This window comes from Clostridium sp. 1001283B150225_161107_B6 (assembly GCF_015556325.1).
Taxonomy (GTDB): domain Bacteria; phylum Bacillota; class Clostridia; order Lachnospirales; family Lachnospiraceae; genus Enterocloster.
The window spans coordinates 141,417-161,711 of sequence record NZ_JADNMD010000001.1; the positions used below are offsets into that span (position 1 = coordinate 141,417).

The window sequence follows — 20,295 nt, forward strand, 5'->3', positions numbered from 1 at the left end:
AGTATCAGGAATCTATGAATACAGCAGGGGGATATGAAACTTATGACAAATTCAGAGGGCAGGGGCAGGAATAACCGGCAGGAGGGCAAAGGACACAGAAGGGGCTCTGTCTCGTTTAAAATAAGCCTGAGTCTGCTGTGTGTTCTGATTCCCTTTTTAATCATACTCATTACGATATCCTGTGTCATGGCAGCCGGAGCCATATCCATCCTGAATGACAAGATACTGAAGGTTCAGACAGATTATGCTGTTTCCAGGGTGGATGATTTCTTCAGCAGCAAGGTTACGGCAGCCAGCATGTTCCGTGAGAATGATGATTTGCAGGCTTATTTTGCATCGGTCACCGGTAAGGATGACATCAGGTCCTATAACGGGCATGGCGAGGTGCTGAGAGTGCTGGGCAGTGCATTGGAGCAGATGGGGGATACGGAGAAGGTGATGCAGGCATGGGTGGCGGACCCCAGGACAGACTGCTACCTTTTGTCGGACGGCAGCGTGGTGGATGCTGGTTTGGAGGACACGGCATGGTACGGAACCGTGGTTTCGGAAGGGAAGACCATCATAACAGAGCCGTTTCTGGACCCGGCCACCCAGGAGATGATTGTCTCCATCGTGTCTCCGGTGGTGTCCGGGTCCGGCACAGGGCCAGCAGGGCTGTTTGGATTTGACGTAAATCTGGATACGCTTAAGCAGACTCTTTCCGGAATAAAGGTAGGGGAGGCAGGATATCTGGAGCTGATTTCCAACGGCTCGGATTACATATACAGCGACGACCCCACTGCTTCCGGCAGGAATGTCAGTGAGCTTACTATATCAGATGATTATAAAGATAAGGTGAGGAATAATTACAACGGCATCACTGATTTTACATATTCAGGGGTCAGGTATACGGCCATGTTCCGGAACTGCAGGACAACGGACTGGCTGGCAGTGGCCACGCTGCCCTTGTCAGAGGTAAACTACACCCGCAATCATCTGATTGAGACCATGGTATTCATGTCCATTCTGATGCTGGCCCTGCTGGTCCTGCTGATTGTCTTTGTGGTCCGCAGGCTGATGAAGCCCCTGGGTGAAATCAGCGCAAGCATGGAGGCATTTTCCAGAGGAAACCTGGATGCGGATATACGGGCCGGCGGGGATGATGAGATTGGAAGGCTGTCTGAAAGCGTCCGTTCTTCGGTCCGTTCCTTAAAGGACATCATTGAGGACATAACACACATACTGACAGAGGTTTCCGCAGGTAATCTGGCTGTGCCGGTAAAGGGGGATTACATAGGTGATTTCAGGTTTATCCGGGAAGCCCTGGAGAAAATCATGGGCGCCCTGAACCATACCTTACGGCAAATCAGCATTTCCGCGGAGCAGGTTTCCTGCGGCTCGGAGCAGGTGTCCGCGGGAGCCCAGACCCTGTCCAGGGGGGCTGCGGAACAGGCAGGCTCAGTGGAGGAACTGGCCACTGTTATCAACGACCTTTCCCAGCAGATTTCATCCAATGCCGACCGGGCCTTGGAGGGCAGCCGGATGGCCGGGAATGTGGGGGAGGAAGCAGCGGAAAGCGACCGAAGGATGCAGGAGCTGCAGGACGCCATACACAATATCAAAACAAGCTCCTTTAAAATACGGGAAATCATCAGGACCATACAGGATATTGCGTTTCAGACCAACATACTGGCCCTGAATGCCGCCGTGGAAGCGGCCCGGGCAGGGGACGCAGGAAAAGGATTTGCCGTGGTGGCAGGGGAGGTCAGAAACCTGGCTTCCAAGAGCGCCGAGGCTTCCAGAAATACGGCTGACCTTATCAATAACTCCTTAAAGGCAGTGGAGGACGGAACAAAAATAGTGGACGCAACGGCTGTTTCCATGAGGAACGCATTGACCGGGGTACAGAAGGTGGTAAAGACCATGGACGATATATCTTCCGCATCCAGGGAACAGGCGTACTCCGTGGAACAGGTGACGCGGGAGATGGAGCAGATAGCGGGCGTGATTCAGGAGAATTCAGCCACTGCTGAGGAAAGCGCTGCTGCCAGCGAGGAGCTTTCGGCTCAGGCACTGCTGCTGAAAGGACTTATAGAGAGGTTCCGGCTTGACAGCACATATGAGGAATGATTGCATACATTCAGTATGGGAATCTGAGGTGGATGGGATGTCAGTAAATTATGATGCGGGATTTTATGACAATGACACGGAATTGCATGACTATGATATGGAATTTCGGAAATTGGCAGATGAGGTATATAAGCAGCCCTGTGACTTGTTTTCTTATATGGAACGGCATGACATTCCGGCCGGCGACAGGGACAAGGTGCAGGAGGCGGTGCAGCTGGACATTGAAATTTTAAACACTGCCTTTGTCCTGGAGGATGCCAGGATATTTGAGGAGTACGCCAGGTGGCTGTACCGGCTTCTTCTTCCTGTGATGGCACAATGTCCGGAGGATGGACTGAGGAATATGGTCTGGCGGCATTTTAAACAGGTGGGAGACTGTGCATCAAGGGTAATGAACAAGAATGACGGGATGAAGGCGGTCCGGCTGACAGACCTTGGGGCCAGGGCAGCGGCCGGGGAATACGGAAAGGGGACCTGTAAAAAGGAGTGGAAGCCGGAAAAGTATGAGAGCCAGGTCAGACAGTATCTGGACAGCCTGCTGGCATCCGACACCAGGACCGCTGTGTCCCTTGTGACTGGCTATCTGAAGGAGGGTATCCCCTTAAGGGATATATACGGGGATATTATAGCGGAGTCCATGAGACGCGTGGGGGACCTGTGGCACGAAAATGTCATTTCTGTGGACAAGGAGCATTACTGCACATCCGTCACCCAGCTGGCGTTGTCCCGGATGTATCCTGTAATATTCGGCCAGAAGCGCAGGAACAGGAAGATGATGGCAGCCTGCGTGGGCAGTGAGCTCCATGAGATGGGAGCCCGCATGGTGGCGGACCTGTTTGAGTATGACGGATGGGACAGCATTTATCTCGGGGCGTCCGTGCCCTTTAATGCCCTGGAGGAAGCCATGGAAGAGCATCAGCCGCAGCTGGTTGCCCTTTCTGTGACCATGCCCCAGCATCTGAGGCTCTGCCGGGAGGCGGCGGACCGGATTCACAGCCTGTTTCCCGGATGCAGGATTGCCGTGGGCGGGAATGCATTTATGAGCACGAATGAGATATGGAGGAACTGGAAGGTGGATGTATATACCCGCGATGCAAGGCAGCTTGTGTCATGGGCGGACCATGTACTGGAAAAGGGATAATGATGGGATATATTGCTCTATGTGATTTGCAGGGAAATGTAATCAAGATAATTCAGCACAATTCTGCGGACATGGTCCATGAGGGACAGAATGTAAAGCAGCTTTTTTGCGATGCCCGGGAGATGGATGAGTGGGAGGAACTGCTCAGACAGGACAGCGGACACGCCGCCTATGGTTCCGGTTACTATGAGATACAGAAGGTAAATAACCAGCTTATCAATTCCCAGAGAGAGCTGGCCAAGGCCAATGCCCGTCTTAAAATCATGCTGGAGGAAGCCAGGCAGGCCAGGGATACCATCGAGCATCTGGAGCGGGACCCTCTCACCGGTCTGTTTACGGAGCGCGTATTTTATGAAAGGGCCGGCGCTGTTCTGGAGGAGGATTCCGGAAATGGGTATGACATTGTGGCAGTGGATATAGAACGGTTTAAGATGGTAAATGACGCCTTTGGGTCCGCGGCAGGGGACCAGCTGTTAAAACGGCTGGCGGACTGCCTTCTGGGCATTCCGCTGAAGGGGAAGGGATTGTTTGCCAGGGCCAGGGCCGACATGTTCTTTGGCCTGGTGGCCCATGAAGACAGTTTCTATGAGGAACTGGACCGGAGGCTGGACAGTCTGGCGGAAAATCCGCGCCTGCCCATGCGTATCCAGATTAAGGCCGGAATCTATCCGGTGGAGGACCGCCGCATCACCGTGCCCAGGATGTGCGACCGGGCCCTTCTGGCCTCGGCCAGCATAAAAGGATTGTTTAACTGCCGCTGCGCTGTCTATGACGAGTCCATGCGCCAGAAAATGGTGCTGGAGCAGAAGGTCATCAATACCATGGAGGAATCACTGGAACGGGAGGAGTTTCATCTGTTCCTGCAGCCCAAGGTGGAAATTGAAACCGGCAGGCTCATAGGGGCGGAGGTGCTGGTGCGGTGGGACCATCCTGAGTATGGAAGGATACTGCCGGGGGATTTTATACCTATATTTGAAAAGAACGGCTTTATCTACGCCCTGGACCAGTATGTGTGGAGAAAGGCCTGCCGGATGCTGGAGCGCTGGAAAAAAGAAGGAATGGATTACGTCCCGGTGTCGGTGAATGTGTCCAGGGCAGATATCTATCATGGCGAACTGCCTGAGATTCTGGCTCAGATGGTAGAGGAAAGCGGGCTGGAACCAGGTGAACTTCATCTGGAAATAACGGAGAGCGCTTATGTGACGGATTCCCGCCAGCTGATGTCGGTGGTGGACCGCCTGAGGCAGCTGGGGTTTGTTATAGAGATGGATGATTTTGGGAAGGGCTATTCTTCCCTCAATACACTTTCGGAGCTGCCCATTGATGTTTTAAAGCTGGATTTGGAATTCCTGAAGCAGGGAGTCAATGTATTGCGCAGGCAGCAAATCATGCGGATGATTGTGAACATGGCAAAGGAGCTGCAGCTGCAGGTTATAGCGGAGGGCGTGGAGACAGGGGAACAGACCCGCCTTCTGAAACAACTGGGTTTTTCTTATGCCCAGGGGTATTACTACGGAAGGCCGGTGCCCCAGGAAGAGTTTTTTCACCGGTACCTCAGACAGCGGAAATAAATGAAGGTATGGTTTGTGACTTTCAGAGTAAACCATGGGCAGAGCCGTGGACAGGGAGGAAGGAAGACATGCTTGCAAAGCGGAAGCTTTTAATTGTTGAAGATAATGCAATCAACCGGATGATGCTGAAGGAGATATTATCACAGCGGTATTCGGTGGCGGAGGCTGAGAACGGACAGGAGGCACTGGAAAAACTGGAATATATGAAGGGGGATGTTTCACTGGTTCTCCTTGATTTGGTTATGCCTGTGATGGATGGATACACATTCCTGTCCCTGATGAAGGCCAATCCCCAGTTTGCGCCCATTCCTGTTATTGTCACAACCCAGATCGGAGACGAGGAGAGCGAGGTCAGGGCCCTGACCAGCGGAGCCATGGATTTTGTGGCCAAACCATATAAGCCGCAGATTATTATGCGGCGCATTGAGAATATCATTAAACTGCGGGAAACAGCAGTGATAGTGAACCAGTTCAGGTACGACCGCCTGACCGGTTTGTGCAGCAAGGAGTTTTTCTGCCAGCAGGCAAGGGAAACCATGCTGGACCATCCGGACAGGGAGTATGATATCGTCTGTTCCGATATAGAAAATTTTAAATTAATCAACGATGTATTCGGTGTTCCGGCCGGTGACCGTCTCCTGTGCAGGATGGCGGACACATACAGGAAACTGGTAGGTGAGAATGGCTTTTGCGGCCGATTCAGTGCAGACCGGTTCGCCTGTTTGGTGGAACACCATTTTGCTTATACGGACCGTGTATTCAGGCAGGCTATTGACGAAATCAACAGCCTGGGGGAAGTGAGGAATGTAACGGTTAAGTGGGGAATCTTTCCTGTCAGTGATAAATCCCTGTCCATTGAACAGATGTGCGACCGGGCCTTTCTGGTGGCCAAGAGCATTAAGGGAAGATACGGAACCTGCTTTGCCACCTATGATGATAAGCTGCGCAACCAGCTTCTGAGGGAACAGGCCATCACAGATAGCATGGATGAGGCTCTGGAAAAGGAGCAGTTTGTCATTTACCTCCAGCCCCAGTACCGGCTCTCAGACCACACGCTGGTGGGGGCGGAGGCTCTGGTGCGGTGGAATCATCCCGAGTGGGGACTTCTGCCGCCGGCTGAATTCATTCCCATATTTGAGAAGAACGGATTCATCATAAAGATGGACCGGTATGTGTGGGACCGGGCATGCGCCGCGTTAAAATCCTGGGATGAAAAGGGATATCCCAGGCTGCCGGTGTCCGTCAATGTTTCCAGGTCCGATATTTATCACGCGGACCTGGCCGATATCCTCATAAAGACTGTCAGGAAGTACTCCCTTTCGCCCTCCCGCCTTCATCTGGAGATAACAGAGAGCGCATACACGGAGAACCCGGACCAGCTTATTGAGACATTGGGATGCCTGCGGGGAAAGGGATTTATCATTGAAATGGATGACTTTGGAAGCGGTTATTCCTCACTGAACATGCTGAACCGGATGCCCTTAGACGTATTGAAGCTGGACATGAAGTTTATACAGGATGAGACTTCCAAACCGGTCAATCAGGGAATCCTGCATTTTGTCATGGAACTGGCCCGATGGATGAAGCTGGACGTGGTGGCGGAAGGCGTGGAGAAGAAGGAGCAGATTACACGCCTGCGGGAAATGGGATGTGACTATGTCCAGGGATACTATTACGGAAAACCCATGCCGTGCCAGGAGTTTGATGACCTTATCAAAATATCAGGTCTTTTAAACCGCCGGGAACTGGATACGCCCATTGAGACTAGGGAACAGCCGGACACGCCATTGTCCATGATGGCATTTTTGGACATTTTAAACAGCCTTCCCTGCGGATTATGCGTATGCCGGGTCACTGAGGAGGCGCTGATTCCCCTGTTTTACAACCAGTCCTTTTATGAAGCCCTGGGAATGCCCATGGAACAGACACAAAAGACCATACTGGATTCACTCTTTCCGGGAGTCTGCCCTGATGATATGAAGCTTCTGAGGGAAAAGGTGCTGGAAGCTGTCTGGAATACGGGAACCCTGCTGCATATATGCCGCGTCCGGAAAAAGGATAAGGGGGAATACGGCTGGATTCATATGAGCGGCCAGGAGAAGGTGCAGAAGGACGGCACAAAACTCTTTTATGTTGTGTGCAAGGATATCAGCGAGTATGTTCATCTGGAGAGGGAATTTGACAGGGCGAATGAAAAGCTGGAGCATCTGGTCAACAGCATACCGGGAGGAATCATCCATATTGAAATAAAGGACGGGCAGGTCATGCCGGTTTTCTTTTCAGACGGTATCGCATCCCTTTCCGGCCGCGGCCGCGGGGATTTGGAACAGCTGATGATGGGGGACAGCCTCAGTATGATTTATGAGGCGGACCGCCAGAAGGTGGCCCAGACCGTGATGCAGGTTATGGAAACAGGAGGAAGCCTGGATGTCTCGTACCGTATCTGGCACGAAAACGGCTCCCTGCTCTGGATTCGCCTCAATGGACGGTGTATTGTCTCAAACGGGGAAGGAGCACGGCTTTATGCGGTGGTGACGGAAGTATCTCCGGAAACACAGCTGCTTCAGAATATGACCCTTCAGACCGCTGACGGCATTTATGTGATTGACAAACGCAATTACGACCTTTTGTATGTGAACGACGCCAAACATCTCTTTGCTGCATCCGGGGAATGTGTGGGAAAGAAGTGTTACAAGGCCCTGCAGGGCCAGGAGGCCCCCTGTCCTTTCTGCAACATAAGATTCAATGAATTTGAGGGCCAGGCCCGTGAAATGCCTATGGAGGACGGCCGGACCATGCGTACCCGTTTTTATGAGATGGATTGGAACGGCATACCCGCCTATGTGGAGTACATACAGGATATTACCAGGGACATTGAAAATAAAAAGGAGATGGAACGGCTGGAGCAGTATTTCCAGACCGTGCTCAGGTATCTGCCCGGCGGCGTGGCGGTTGTCCGTTATGGGAAGGATGGGGGAATGACGCCGGAATTCATATCAGATGGATTTGCTGCCATGACAGACATGTCCCTGAGCCAGACCTGGGAGCTGTACGGGAAAGACGCCACGTCGGGAGTCCATCCGGAGGACGTGGAACAGGTGCGGCAGAAGATGGCGGAGTACATTGAAAGCGGCGAGGTCCAATGTGAGATTACTTACCGTCTGATGAAGGGGGACGGAAGTTATGTCTGGGTGAAGAACACCCTTTCCATCATAGACAGCGACAAGGGGGAGAAGCAGATTTACGCCTGTTTCCGGGATATGACCAGGGAACGGGAGGAGCAGGAAATGCTCCGCAGCCAGTACAATGACCTGATTGTACAGCATTACCGCACGCTGGAGCCAAATACATTGATTGTGGGCCACTGCAACATTACGCAGAACCGTATTTTGGAAATCAATGATTATATGGGTTCGGACCTGCTTGAAACCTTCGGTGCCAGACGGGAGGACTTTTTTAAAGGTATATCCGGATTTGTGGCGGAGCCGGACATGCGCCGGCGTTTCCTTAAGACATATCTCAACCAGCCGTCCCTGGAAGCCTTTGAAAAGGGAAATCTGGAACTGAAGCTGGACTGTTTTGTACGCATGCCAAGGAAACCGGAGGGCTTATACGCCAGGTTTAAGATGAACCTGATTGCCACTCCGGACAGCGGTGATGTGACGGGCATCCTTACTGTTACCGATGTGACGGAACAGACTGTATCGGACCGGATTCTCCACAAGCTGTCCGTGTCCAGTTATGATATGGTGATGGATGTGGACCTGAACCGGGACCATTATACCCTGCTGTCCTATAACCACGGGGCGGAGGATGTGCCTGAGCCTTATGGAATCTACTCGGAACAGGTCCGGAGGCTGGTTCAGGATATCGTGGTGCCAAGGGACAGGGCCAATGCAGGCAGTATGCTGGATAAGGAGTATATGATATCACGGTTAAAGCGGGATGGATTTTATTCATTCCCCTACTCAGTCCGCTGGAAATCCGGGGGAATACTGACAAAGAACCTGACGGTTACGGCAATCGACCTGCGCATCGGGCGTATCTGCATGGCGCGGACCGACATTACGGATTCTGTCCGGGAACAGCAGGGAACCCTGAACATTGTGGCCAGCATCTTTGAGGTGATGGGGCTTCTGGATATATGCAGCGGCAGCCTGACCATGCATGACCGCCGGACGATTCTGGACGACCTTCCGCCCTACTACGTGGAGGATTATAATGCCTGCTTAAAGGGAATGACGGCGCATTACGTCTCCCATGCCCGCCAGGAGGCGGAAAGGCAGTTCCGGATGGAGACTATGCTGGAAAGGCTTAAGGAGAAACCGGAAGGGTATGACTTTGTGCTGCCTTATGGGAACGGGCGGGAACCGCGGTACAAGCAGATTAATATACTGTGGGGCGACAAGGACCATAATACCATCTGCATGGCCAGGGCAGATGTGACGGATATACTGGCGGCTGAACGGAAGTCTAAGGAAGCGCTGGAAGAGGCCCTGGCCTTTGCGGAGGAAGCCAGCCGGGCTAAAAGCGATTTCCTATCATCCATGAGCCATGATATCCGCACGCCCATGAACGCCATAATGGGCATGACCACCCTTGCCCTTTCTAACATGGGGGACCGGGACCGGCTTAAGGATTACCTGAATAAGATATCATTGTCATCCAGGCATCTGCTGAGCCTGATTAACGATATCCTGGACATGAGTAAGATTGAGCGCTCAAAAATCAAATTGAACAATATGGAGATAACCATGGAAGGAATGCTGGAACAGCTTTCATCTATTATGGGTCCGCAGGCTGTCAATGCAGGTCTGGCATTCCATATCCGGGAAGGGGAAATGCTGCATCCAAGGTTTTATGGGGACGCACTGCGCATCAACCAGATATTAATCAACATACTGGGAAATGCAGTTAAATTTACGCCTGAGGGGGGAACCGTAGAGCTTTTGGCGGAGGAAACATCTTCTCCTGCAGGGGATGGATGGTCCAGGTACCGGTTTACGGTCAGCGATACCGGCGTGGGTATGACGGAGGAGTTTCTGGCCCATATATTCGAGCCCTTCCTGCGCAATGCGTCGCGTATTGAGGGAACCGGGCTGGGACTCAGCATCACCAAAGGCCTGGTGGACCTGATGGGCGGCAGTATTTCCGTGGAAAGCCGTCTGAACCAGGGGTCCGTGTTCTGTGTGGAGCTGGACCTGAAATGGGCTTCTGCTGCAGGCAATGAGGACAGGGAACAGCCGGAACTTCCGGATGATACGGATAAGGGAACGATACTGGCGGGATGCCGTTTCCTTGTGGCTGAGGATAATGCAATTAATTCTGAGATACTCTGTGAGGTGCTGAGAATGTACGGGGCCTGCTTTACCGTGGCTTCCAACGGGGCCAGGGCAGTGGAGGCATTTAAGGATTCCCTGCCGGGCACCTATGACGCGGTGCTGATGGATATCCAGATGCCGGAAATGAACGGGTATGAGGCTACCCGGGTCATAAGGAAGCTGGAACGCCCGGACGCAGCAAACATACCCATCATAGCGATGACGGCCAATGCCTTTGCAGAGGACATCCAGATGGCCAGGGACGCCGGTATGACGGCCCATGTGGCCAAGCCCATAGATCTGAAGGTACTGCTGGCTACCCTTTGCGGTACTGTACTCAGGACAGCGCCTCTGCCGCGGGGCGGGAACCGGACTTGATGGGCGGCAGTATAAAGCATATACAATTGGGAGGAATAACATGCGATACAGGAAATTGGGAAACACGGGCCTGGAGGTCAGTGAAATCGGATTGGGAGCTGAATGGCTGGAACGGCATGGAAGGGAGGAGATAAAGGAGGTTGTTGACTGCTGCGAAGCACAGGGAATCAACATTCTGGACTGCTGGATGGCGGAACCCAATGTCAGGTCCAACATCGGCGCCGCCCTAAAAGGCAGGCGGGAACGATGGATGATACAGGGGCACCTGGGTTCCACCTGGCAGGGCGGCCAGTACGTCCGCACCCGCGAGATGGACAAGGTGATACCGGCTTTTAAGGATTTGCTGGACCGTCTGGGAACGGACTATATTGATTTCGGCATGATACATTTTGTGGATGAAGCAGCGGAATTTAGGCGTATCATGGAGGGAGAGTTCATTGCCTATGTCCGCGGACTGAAGGAAAAGGGAACCATACGCCACATCGGCATGAGCACACATAACCCGGATGTGGCAAAGCTGGCTGCCCTGAGCGGTGAAATAGAGCTGATTCTGTTCAGCATCAATCCGGCCTTTGACCTGCTGCCGGCCAGTGAGGACATGACGCGGTATTTTGCAGATGTGTACGATGAAGGGCTGAGGAACATAGCTCCTGAACGGGAGGAGCTTTACCGTATCTGTGAACAGAGCGGCGTGGGTATTACCGTGATGAAGGGATATGCGGGCGGCAGGCTGTTTTCTCCGGAGACATCGCCCTTCGGAGTGGCCCTTACCCCGGTGCAGTGCCTCCACTATGCCCTGACCCGTCCCGGAGTGGCCAGCGTAATGGCAGGGTTTGACACGCCGGAGCATGTGATGGCGGCTGTTGCCTATGAGACAGCCACAGAGGAGGAACGGGACTATGCCAGCGTGCTGGCAGGCGCCCCGCGCCATGCATACTTCGGTCAGTGCACCTACTGCGGACACTGTGCGCCCTGTCCCTCAGGCATTGATATTGCCATGGTGAACAAGCTCTATGATTTGGCTGTCATGCAGCCGGATGTTCCGGCTGCGGTGCGGGCCCATTACCAGGGACTGTCTGCAAATGCCGGGGATTGTACTGGGTGCAGAGGCTGTGAAGCCCGATGTCCGTTTGGTGTGCATGTGGCGGAACGCATGGAAAAGGCCCGGGAATTGTTTTGACGGCTGCTTCTGAGAAAACAGCTGATAGGGCAGCCCCTGCGCCGATAAATAGGGAAAGGATGACTGTATATGGAAATACGCATATTAAAGTATTTTTTGATGGCGGCAAGAGAAGAGAACATAACAAAGGCCGCCAGCCTTCTGCATATTACCCAGCCCACCCTTTCACGCCAGCTCATGCAGCTGGAGGAGGAGCTGGGCGTAACATTATTTACCCGCAGCAACCACCGCATCATACTGACAGATGACGGTATGCTGTTAAAGCGCCGGGCCCAGGAGCTGGTTTCCCTTGCGGAAAAGACAAAGATGGAATTTCTCCATGATGAGAATACCCTGGCAGGGGAGATTGCCATTGGCTGCGGCGAGACACGCAGCATGAACAGGCTGGCGGAGCTGATGGCTGACTTCAGGAGCCGGTATCCCCTGGTACGGTTTGAGATTTACAGCGGAAACGTGGATAATATAAAAGAACGGATGGAACGGGGGCTCCTTGATTTGGGGCTCTTTGTGGAACCGGTGGATGTGGGAAAATACGAGTTCCTCCGTATGCCTGTAAAGGAAACCTGGGGAATCCTGGTGCGGGAGGATTCCCATCTGGCAGAGATGGATGCGGTCCGCGCAGAGGACCTGGTCCGCATGCCATTGCTGGCTGCAAGCAGGGAAATGGTGCAGAACGAACTGGCCAACTGGTTTGGGGATTATGCGTGTCAGATGGAAATCGCCGTCACATACAATCTGGTCTATAATGCTTCCATCATGGTAAAAAAGGGAATCGGAGCAGCACTCTGCCTGGAGCTGGACAGCTCTTACGACGGGGTGAAATTTGTTCCCCTGTCCCCGCAGCTGAAGATCGGGTCTGTGCTGGCGTGGAAGAGGAACCAGATGTTTTCCTCCTCCACCTCCGCTTTTATACGGTATGCAAGAAGTTCGCTGTGATTGCCCTTGACACCTACACACAGTAGGTGTACACTGGAGATAATAACTACAAAGTGTAGGTGAAAGGGGATGGACATATGGAACGGGAAGTACAGCTGCCTGAGGCGCAGATGGAGGTCATGGAAGTTATCTGGGATAAAGGTGGGAGGGCCATGTTCGGCGCGTTGGGGGAGGAACTGGCATCCAGGGGTAAGTCCTGGAAGTCCAATACCATTCTGACGCTTTTGTCCCGTCTGGCTGATAACGGTATGCTGACCGTGCACAAGCAGGGACGGCTGAACGAGTATGTGGCCCTGGTATCCAGGGAGGCGTATCAGCAGGCCCAGGCCAGACTTCTGGTGGACCGGGTTTTCGGCGGTGACACAAAGCATCTGATTTCGGCCCTGGTCAGCCAGGAATATCTGACCGAAGATGATTATGAGGAGCTGAAGGCATTTTGGGAGAAAGGGGGAGGCAGGGGATGAGTATGTATCTGGAAATGTTTTTCACCCTGTCCCTGTCAGGCGCTGTCCTGATTCTGGTTCTGCTTGGAGCCACGCGGATATTCGGCAGATACATGGGGCGCAGATGGCAGTATTATATCTGGCTGGCAGCCGTGCTGAGGCTGCTTTTGCCTATCCCGTCTCCTGCCGGCCTTTTTTTCCCGGATGTTTTAAGGAGCGGCCTGTCCGCCGGCCTGTTGTCTGAAGGGGGGAATATGCCTGCCTGGACAAACGGACTGTCCGGCGGCGGGACGATGGAAGGACAGCCTGAAACGGGGATGGAAGGGGTGACGGGGAAGGAAGAGATGGGGGCAGAGGGGACAGAGGCCCCAAGGCCGGATTACACGGGCGCGCTCCGTGCAGATACGGTTCCGGTTTCCAGCCATGGGCTGTATCTGGTTCTCCTTATATTGTGGCTGTCTGTGGCTGCTGTGCTGATGGGAAGGAAGATATGGAACTACAGGTACGCAGCCAGGCTGTGTAAGAGGGCTGAGATTTCTTCCGGTATGCCGGATATGTGGCTGGAGGTCTATGGTGGGCCGTTGGAGGAAGCCTGCCGTACATGCGGCCTGAACAGAAGACCGCGTCTGGCGGTCAGCAGGGCCATTCCTTCGCCGGTGACAATGGGGCTGTTTGCACCTGTGATTATCATGCCTGCTGATATTCCGGCAGACAGGGCTTATTATGCATTTTTGCATGAAATCACCCATATACGGAGGCTGGATGCGCTGTACAAGTGGCTGGCGGAGGCGGCAGTATGCCTGCACTGGTTTAATCCGGCTGTATATGTGCTGCAAAAGGAGGTATCCAGGGCCTGTGAACTGTCCTGCGACGAGGCGGTAATCCGTCATATGGACAGCCGGGATAAACAGCGTTACGGCGAGCTTCTCCTCGCCACACTCAGACGCCATACCGTGCCTTCTGATGCAGGCATGGGCCTTCCGCTCAGTCAGAATGCAAAGTGGATGAAGGAGAGGCTGGTGTCCATTCTGGAATTCAGAACCAGAAGCAGGAAATGGTCCTGGGCAGCCTGGGCCGTGACGGCTGCCGTCATATCCATGGCAGTATTGTGCGGTTTTGCACCTTTGCAGAGGAAAACTGGGACTGCCGGTGCAGAGACCGTGCTGGCAGGTGCGGCAGGACGCCTGGAAACAGGTGCAGCGGACGGAACATCAAAAATCAGCTGGAATGAGTATGAGGATGTGCGCCGCCGACCGGACCAGAAAAGCCTTCAGACAAAGATGTTCTGGGCCAATGGCTATATCGTGGCCCTGGCCTGGAATGTGGACCCGGACCAGTATGACGTGGTCCGGCAGGCAGACGGAAAGACCCTGTGTTTTACAGGGAAAACAGAACCGTATGCAGAGGACAGTTCCATAGCCGTGGCAGTGCAACAGTCCATTGAAAAGCAGAAACTGAGTAAGGGCAAATATAATTTCCAGCCGGACCAGCTGGTTTTGCTGGGAGTGGACGGACCCTTTGAGGGAACTGCGGATGAACTGGCCACGTGGTTCTATGAAGCGGATAATCTGTCCTACTTTGCAGCCGTGGCAGGCAGTGTCAGCCCGGAAACCTGCGCCGGTCTGATGGAACGGTTTTATAAGGAGGACCAGATAAAGTATTTTGCCGTTATTTCAGGAAACCATGACACATCCCTTAAGGGCAGGAAATCAGAGATGGCAAAACAGGCGGCCAAGGCCGGAAAATCGGATTTCTTTTCCGTACTGGAGGATGAACTGACGGATGCGGAAAAGGCGGATATTGCCCTGGATGCATACCGGGCGGACCAGACAGATATATTCTATATGACATATGAGACATTGAGCCGGGACCAGGCCGGGGAAATTGCCAATCAGGCATATGAAGAGGACCGGGTGGAGTATCTCTATGTACTTAAGGACATGCTGACGCCCGGTCAGGCCGCATCCCTGGCGGAACGCGCCAGGAGGGATGGGAAGCAGGAGCTTTTATATGTACTGGAGTGGAAGAATTAGGTAAAGCTAAGAGGATGGGGTTTCCTTCAGAAATGCCCTGATAATGTCCAGTCCCTGACAGAGCTGTTTATGGCTTTTGGGGGAGCAGGTAGCGATGCGGATTGCATTGTGTCCCGCCTGATTGCCCACGGAAAAGCGCTCTGCTCCAAATACACTGACGCCTCTGGCGGAGAGTGCTGCTTCACATGACTTGCCGCTGCACGACAAGGGAAGCTTTAGCCATTGATAATAGGATTCCATGGAGGTGCAGGCTGATGGAAAATAGGAATGGTATATCTGGTTCCGGCGGACGGCAGCAGCCCTTTTTTCAGCTATAATCTGCCGGAACAGTCCGCTTCGTATGAGCTCTGTTGCAATTTCAATGTTCAGTGAGGATATTTTCAGGCTTTGGCTGTAGATTCCCTGTTCCATTACATCCACGTACTGTTTGGGCAGATGCAGATAGGCAATCCTGAGTCCGGGACAAAGGGGCTTTGACAGTCCGCTGATATAGATACAATGTTCAGGCGCTTCCAAGGCCACCGGGACATAGGGCCTGCTCATGAGAGCGGCATAGTTGTCGTCCTCAATGGCAATCAGGCTGTGCCTGCGTATAATGGCTGCGATTTCCTTTCTCCGGTAATCCGAAAATGCGATGTTGGTGGGATTGCTTCCGGCGGGCATCAGGAATATGCCCTTTATCTTCTGGTTTGTACAGAGGGTATCCAGTACATCGGGGCGCATGCCGCATTCATCATTTTCAACAGCCGCAAGCTGCAGATAGAGCTGGTTTGCCAGGCTGATGAAATTAGGGTAGGTATAGGTATCCACGGCAATGCGGTCCCCTGCCTCAAAAAGGGAGGAGAGGACAGTTGCAAGGGCGTTCTGGGCGCCGGATGCAATGAGGGTATTATGTTCATCGGCGTCCAGACCAAACTGCCTCACCCAGCCGGCAGCTGTCTGAATCTGCTCCCGGCTGCCCAGCGGGTGGGAATACTCAAAGAGGTGCTCGGAGCCGGGCCGGTTCAGCAGGTCCAGGGTCAGGTCCCGGACCAGTTTGTTCTGCTGGTAAAAGGGATGTATGACAGCCATCTCAATACGGGATGTTATGTTTTTTTCTACCGTGGACATGGGGACATTGGCCGAGGGGACCACAAAGGTGCCCTTGCCGGTGACCGCGTGAATCAATCCCCTCATTTCGCACAGCTTATATGCTTTTGTGATAGTGCTGAGGTTTAAATCCAGAAAATCCGCCAGTTCCCTCTGGGGCGGCATCTTGGTGTTGGCAGGCAGTCTGCCGCTTTTAATATCCCTCTCCATCATGTCTGCCAGACAATAGTATATGGGGTATCTCAGTTCTTTCCTGTCCGGTTTCCAGGACATGGGATAGTTTTCAAATGAATTGACAGGAATGGCAATCACCTCCGTTTGCGGTACAGCCGTTTTACGGGCGCGCCGCTGTATTCTGTCTGTGGTATTTTTACAGCGGTATTCTCAATATATCCCATTCTATATTTTCCTGAGGATACCTGTCAAGAAGAAAATGGATGGGGATTTTGAGTCTTTGGATTTTCAGCCCTGGGATTTTCACAAGGTCATAACTTGAAAAGCAGATGGAGGAGTGTTAGAATATATTATTTAATAAAAGGATTGGCACAGGCGCTTAAAACAGGGCTGTGCCCTTGGATGGGGGAATCAATCATATGAATCAGTTTGTCACGGAACAGCTTATCTATGTATTACGGCTGGTGGCCGCTGCCCTTTGCGGCGGTCTGATTGGCTGCGAGCGGCAGAGTAAAAAGAAGACAGCAGGCACCAGGACCCATGTAATCATTGCAGTGGCCTCTGCCATGATGATGATTATCTCCAAGTATGGGTTTGATGATGTGCTCAGTGAATATGTAAAGCTGGACCCTTCCCGTGTGGCCGCAGGCGTGGTTACGGCTATTGGTTTCATCGGTTCAGGCATTATTATTTTCAGGAACAACAGTGTGAACGGAATCACCACCTCCGCCGGAATATGGGCTACCGTGGGCGTGGGGATGTCCATGGGAGCGGGTATGTATATCCTGGGGGCAGTATCCACGGCCATTGTGATGCTCTCGGAACTGTTTCTGGGAAGAAAAGGTTACTTCTCCAGGCGGAACGGGGAGGACAAAGAAGTGGAGATTGAATACAGCGAAAGCCTGGACGAGGATATTTTCCAGTTCATCAACCGGACACTGCAGGACCAGGACTGCAAGATGGTGAATATCCATCTGACAGAAGAGGCGTCCACCTATGTTCTGACAGCCCAGCTAAAGACGCCGGCGGATTATGACATGTCAGACCTGGTGGGACAGCTTAAAAAGAAAGGCCAGCTAAAGCGTATATCGGTGCAGTGAGAGGGCGGGAATGCAAAATGTCTGATGCGAAACGGATGTATCTGTTTTCGTACGGGCTATTTTTCCCGAAGCCTGACCTTATTCCTGGCGCTGCGCCTTCGCTCGTCCTCCAGGGCAGCGTAGTGACGCTTGGTGGTATTGACATCGGAGTGGCCCAGCACATCAGCCACCAGATATATATCGCCTGTTTCGCGGTACAGGTTGGTGCCATAGGTGCTGCGCAGCTTGTGCGGGGTGATGGGTTTTAATGGCGCCACGGTCCGGGCATACTTTTTAACCAGGTTTTCCACGCTGCGCACCGCCATGCGTCTGCGCTGCAGGGAGAGAAAAAGGGCGTCCTCATGTCCCTGTTCCGGGATGATACGGTCACGTTCCTCCAGATAGTCTAACAGGGCATCCTCCACCTCTGTGCCGAAGTACACGGTCACTTCCTTGCCGCCTTTGCGGTAAATGCGGATGCCGCCGTTTTTAAAGTCAATATCGGAGATGTTAAGTCCCACACATTCCGATACGCGGATGCCGGTACCCAGCAGGAGGGTAAGAAGGGCCAGGTCCCGGGTCTTTGTCTTTGCATGATAGCTTTTCTGCTTATCAGTCAGTTTGCCGCCCTGTTCCACCTCGTCCAGAAGAAGGGCCACCTCATCCACGTCCAGACGGATGATTTCCTTTTCGTGGAGCTTTGGGAGCTGCACCAGCGCAGCGGGATTGTTCCTGATTCGTTCGTTCCTGAAGTAGTAATTGTAAAAACTTTTCAGGGAGGATATCTTGCGCATAATGCCCCGTTCCTTATTCATGACCTCCTGATTTTTATCATTAAAACGGTATTTCAGGTATTCCATATATTCCTCAAAATCCGTGACAGACAGCTGGTCCAGCTGGTCCAGCGTGATATCCTTCACATCAATCCTGGCAATGGCAGGATTTTCCCTGTGGAGGAAATCAAAGAACACATGGAGGTCATAGGCATAGGCAATCCTGGTCCTGGAGGATGTCCTGGGCTCGATACCGCGGAAAAAGTCTCCGCAGAATGGGGGCAGGTCTTTAATCAGATTGCGCAGCCGCAGTATGTTCTCGCGGTCTACCTGTTCATGGTATGATAATTGACTCATATAAGTGGATGCCTCGTTTCATAAGATAGTTTCTGCGTGCCAGACACGTTCTAAGCTCTATTTTAGCGTCAACCGCAAATGATTGTCAATTAATTGTTTTTTCTTTCCTGATTTTGTTGTATAATATAACAATTCAGATAATCGAAAAAACTTGGAAAGAAGGCAGTATGGAAATAAAATTGGAATTTGACAGTGTGTCCGGCGGCCTGTCCATCTTCCTTCCGGAGGGGACAAAGCCGGAGAAAAAGGCGTTGGATGAGCTGGGGACAATGATGAAGCTTACCGGTACCGTGGAGCGGATGAAATCGTCCGGCGTCTTTTCGGCGGAAAAGGGTCCCTCTGTCATAAAGGCAGCAGTGACCCCGGACTTTCACAAGGGGGCCGGCATTCCCATTGGCACGGTGCTGATGACAGAGGGATTTGTGATTCCCCAGGCCATGGGAAATGACATTAACTGCGGCATGAGGCTTTATACCACGGATTTAAAGGAGGAAGAACTGGAAGGTTGTCTGTCCTCCCTTCTGCCTGAAATCCGGCGCATTTTTTTTGAGGGCGGGCGCGCTATTCCCATGAACGGAATTCAGAGGGAGGCCATGCTCAGACATGGGCTTACGGGACTGTTGGAGACTGCCCGGGAGGCGGAAGAAAAGGGGATATGGACCCTTTATGACAGGGAGGAGCAGGAAAAGGCCCTGGAGCGCACGGCTTTCAGGGGCAGCCTGGATGCCGCAGATACAGAGGGGCTGGAGGATTTTATAGGCTCTGCCCATACCTTGTCCTACGATGACCAGATTGGCTCCATAGGAGGCGGGAATCATTTTGTGGAGATGCAGCGCGTGGCGGAGATTTACGACGGCCGGACAGCCAATGCATGGGGAATCAGGAGGGGAGCCATACTTGTCATGATTCACACCGGCTCCCTGACCATCGGCCACCAGAGCGGCAGAATCAACCGAATCATAACAAAGGAACTGTATCCGGAAAGCATTCCCCATCCGGACAACGGAATTTACCTTTTGCCTGAAGGGCAGGAGAGGGGGATAAAAAACAGCGCCGGAATTCCGCAAGGCGATGAGACGGAAAGCCCGTGGCGGCGTTTCTGCAGCACTACATATAATGCGGCTAATTTCGGGTTTGCAAACCGGCTGTTCCTGGGGCTTATGCTCCGGCGGGCCGTGGAGGACCGGGTGCGTCCTTATGAAATGAAGCTTCTGTATGATTCCCCCCACAACTTTATATGGAAAAAGGAAATGGAGGGCAGGAGTTATTTCATCCACAGGAAGGGGGCCTGCTCCGCCAGGGGCATGGAGGAAATGGAGGGAACGCCATTTGCCTACTATGGAGAACCGGTGATGATACCTGGTTCCATGGGAAGTTCCAGCTATCTGCTGAGAGGCATGGGAAATCCGGACGCTCTGTGGAGCGCCAGCCATGGAGCCGGGCGCAGGCTTTCCAGGGGAGAGGCGATTCATGGAAATGACCGGGAATTCAGGGAATTTATGAAGAAATTCCATATTGTGACGCCCATTGACCCGGACCGCAGCGATTTAAAGGGCCGGAACGATATACTGAAAAAATGGGAGGAGGCCGTCCGCTCTGAGGCGCCCTATGCCTACAAGGATATTGACCAGGTGGTGAAGGTCCATGAGGAACACGGGATGGCAGGGCTGGTGGCCAGGATGGAGCCTGTGTTCACAGTGAAGGCGTAGAA

Annotated in this window: 12 protein-coding genes; 10 read left to right on the forward strand and 2 right to left on the reverse strand. The window is 52.9% G+C overall.

Annotated features, from left to right (window positions below):
* Positions 1-42 precede the first annotated feature (42 nt).
* The 8 genes from I2H39_RS00715 (at position 43) to I2H39_RS00755 (ending at position 15,112) form a co-directional block, all read left to right on the forward strand.
* Positions 43-2,109 carry a methyl-accepting chemotaxis protein gene (locus I2H39_RS00715; protein ID WP_195625574.1) on the forward strand — a complete coding sequence of 689 codons (2,067 nt, stop codon included), beginning with the start codon at positions 43-45 and terminating at the stop codon, positions 2,107-2,109.
* 37 nt (positions 2,110-2,146) lie between these two features.
* Entirely contained in the window at positions 2,147-3,250 is a 1,104-nt protein-coding gene (locus I2H39_RS00720; protein ID WP_195625575.1) for a cobalamin-dependent protein, read from the forward strand.
* On the forward strand, positions 3,250-4,821 hold the full coding sequence (locus I2H39_RS00725; protein WP_195625576.1) for a bifunctional diguanylate cyclase/phosphodiesterase: 1,572 nt from the start codon (positions 3,250-3,252) through the stop codon (positions 4,819-4,821). The genes I2H39_RS00720 and I2H39_RS00725 overlap by 1 nt, the downstream gene beginning before the upstream one ends.
* 68 nt (positions 4,822-4,889) lie before the next feature.
* Positions 4,890-10,520, forward strand: coding sequence for an EAL domain-containing protein (locus I2H39_RS00735; RefSeq protein ID WP_227146894.1), 5,631 nt, complete (start codon positions 4,890-4,892; stop codon positions 10,518-10,520).
* A 40-nt stretch (positions 10,521-10,560) separates the two neighbouring features.
* Positions 10,561-11,700: an aldo/keto reductase gene (locus tag I2H39_RS00740; RefSeq protein ID WP_195625577.1), complete on the forward strand. Its 1,140-nt coding sequence runs from the start codon at positions 10,561-10,563 to the stop codon at positions 11,698-11,700.
* 69 nt (positions 11,701-11,769) lie between these two features.
* Positions 11,770-12,636: a LysR family transcriptional regulator gene (locus I2H39_RS00745; protein WP_195625578.1), complete on the forward strand. Its 867-nt coding sequence runs from the start codon at positions 11,770-11,772 to the stop codon at positions 12,634-12,636.
* Between the two features lie 77 nt (positions 12,637-12,713).
* On the forward strand, positions 12,714-13,100 hold the full coding sequence (locus tag I2H39_RS00750; protein WP_138307106.1) for a BlaI/MecI/CopY family transcriptional regulator: 387 nt from the start codon (positions 12,714-12,716) through the stop codon (positions 13,098-13,100).
* Positions 13,097-15,112 (forward strand): M56 family metallopeptidase, encoded by a 2,016-nt coding sequence (locus I2H39_RS00755; protein WP_195625579.1) that lies wholly within the window; start codon positions 13,097-13,099, stop codon positions 15,110-15,112. Before I2H39_RS00750 ends, I2H39_RS00755 begins: the two co-directional genes overlap by 4 nt.
* Before the next feature lie 6 nt (positions 15,113-15,118).
* Here the strand turns inward: I2H39_RS00755 and I2H39_RS00760 are convergent, their stop codons facing one another.
* Positions 15,119-16,414 carry a PLP-dependent aminotransferase family protein gene (locus I2H39_RS00760; RefSeq protein WP_240305465.1) on the reverse strand — a complete coding sequence of 432 codons (1,296 nt, stop codon included), beginning with the start codon at positions 16,412-16,414 and terminating at the stop codon, positions 15,119-15,121.
* 380 nt (positions 16,415-16,794) lie between these two features.
* On the opposite strand from I2H39_RS00760, the gene I2H39_RS00765 reads away from it, so the two are divergent.
* Entirely contained in the window at positions 16,795-17,475 is a 681-nt protein-coding gene (locus tag I2H39_RS00765) for an MgtC/SapB family protein (RefSeq protein WP_138307102.1), read from the forward strand.
* 56 nt (positions 17,476-17,531) lie between these two features.
* On the opposite strand, the gene I2H39_RS00770 is transcribed toward I2H39_RS00765, so the two are convergent.
* Positions 17,532-18,584, reverse strand: a complete 1,053-nt coding sequence (locus I2H39_RS00770) for a tyrosine-type recombinase/integrase (protein WP_138307100.1) — start codon at positions 18,582-18,584, stop codon at positions 17,532-17,534.
* A 167-nt stretch (positions 18,585-18,751) separates the two neighbouring features.
* On the opposite strand from I2H39_RS00770, the gene I2H39_RS00775 reads away from it, so the two are divergent.
* Positions 18,752-20,293, forward strand: a complete 1,542-nt coding sequence (locus I2H39_RS00775; RefSeq protein ID WP_195625580.1) for an RtcB family protein — start codon at positions 18,752-18,754, stop codon at positions 20,291-20,293.
* Positions 20,294-20,295 lie beyond the last annotated feature (2 nt).

Excerpts from the sequence above, each read along its gene's own strand:
- I2H39_RS00770 (WP_138307100.1), bottom strand. The coding sequence starts at position 18,584 with ATGAGTCAATTATCATACCATGAACAGGTAGACCGCGAGAACATACTG.
- I2H39_RS00750 (WP_138307106.1), top strand. The coding sequence starts at position 12,714 with ATGGAACGGGAAGTACAGCTGCCTGAGGCGCAGATGGAGGTCATGGAA.
- I2H39_RS00725 (WP_195625576.1), top strand. The coding sequence starts at position 3,250 with ATGATGGGATATATTGCTCTATGTGATTTGCAGGGAAATGTAATCAAG.
- I2H39_RS00735 (WP_227146894.1), top strand. The coding sequence starts at position 4,890 with ATGCTTGCAAAGCGGAAGCTTTTAATTGTTGAAGATAATGCAATCAAC.
- I2H39_RS00760 (WP_240305465.1), bottom strand. The coding sequence starts at position 16,414 with ATGATGGAGAGGGATATTAAAAGCGGCAGACTGCCTGCCAACACCAAG.
- I2H39_RS00720 (WP_195625575.1), top strand. The coding sequence starts at position 2,147 with ATGTCAGTAAATTATGATGCGGGATTTTATGACAATGACACGGAATTG.
- I2H39_RS00765 (WP_138307102.1), top strand. The coding sequence starts at position 16,795 with ATGAATCAGTTTGTCACGGAACAGCTTATCTATGTATTACGGCTGGTG.
- I2H39_RS00745 (WP_195625578.1), top strand. The coding sequence starts at position 11,770 with ATGGAAATACGCATATTAAAGTATTTTTTGATGGCGGCAAGAGAAGAG.
- I2H39_RS00715 (WP_195625574.1), top strand. The coding sequence starts at position 43 with ATGACAAATTCAGAGGGCAGGGGCAGGAATAACCGGCAGGAGGGCAAA.
- I2H39_RS00740 (WP_195625577.1), top strand. The coding sequence starts at position 10,561 with ATGCGATACAGGAAATTGGGAAACACGGGCCTGGAGGTCAGTGAAATC.
- I2H39_RS00755 (WP_195625579.1), top strand. The coding sequence starts at position 13,097 with ATGAGTATGTATCTGGAAATGTTTTTCACCCTGTCCCTGTCAGGCGCT.
- I2H39_RS00775 (WP_195625580.1), top strand. The coding sequence starts at position 18,752 with ATGGAAATAAAATTGGAATTTGACAGTGTGTCCGGCGGCCTGTCCATC.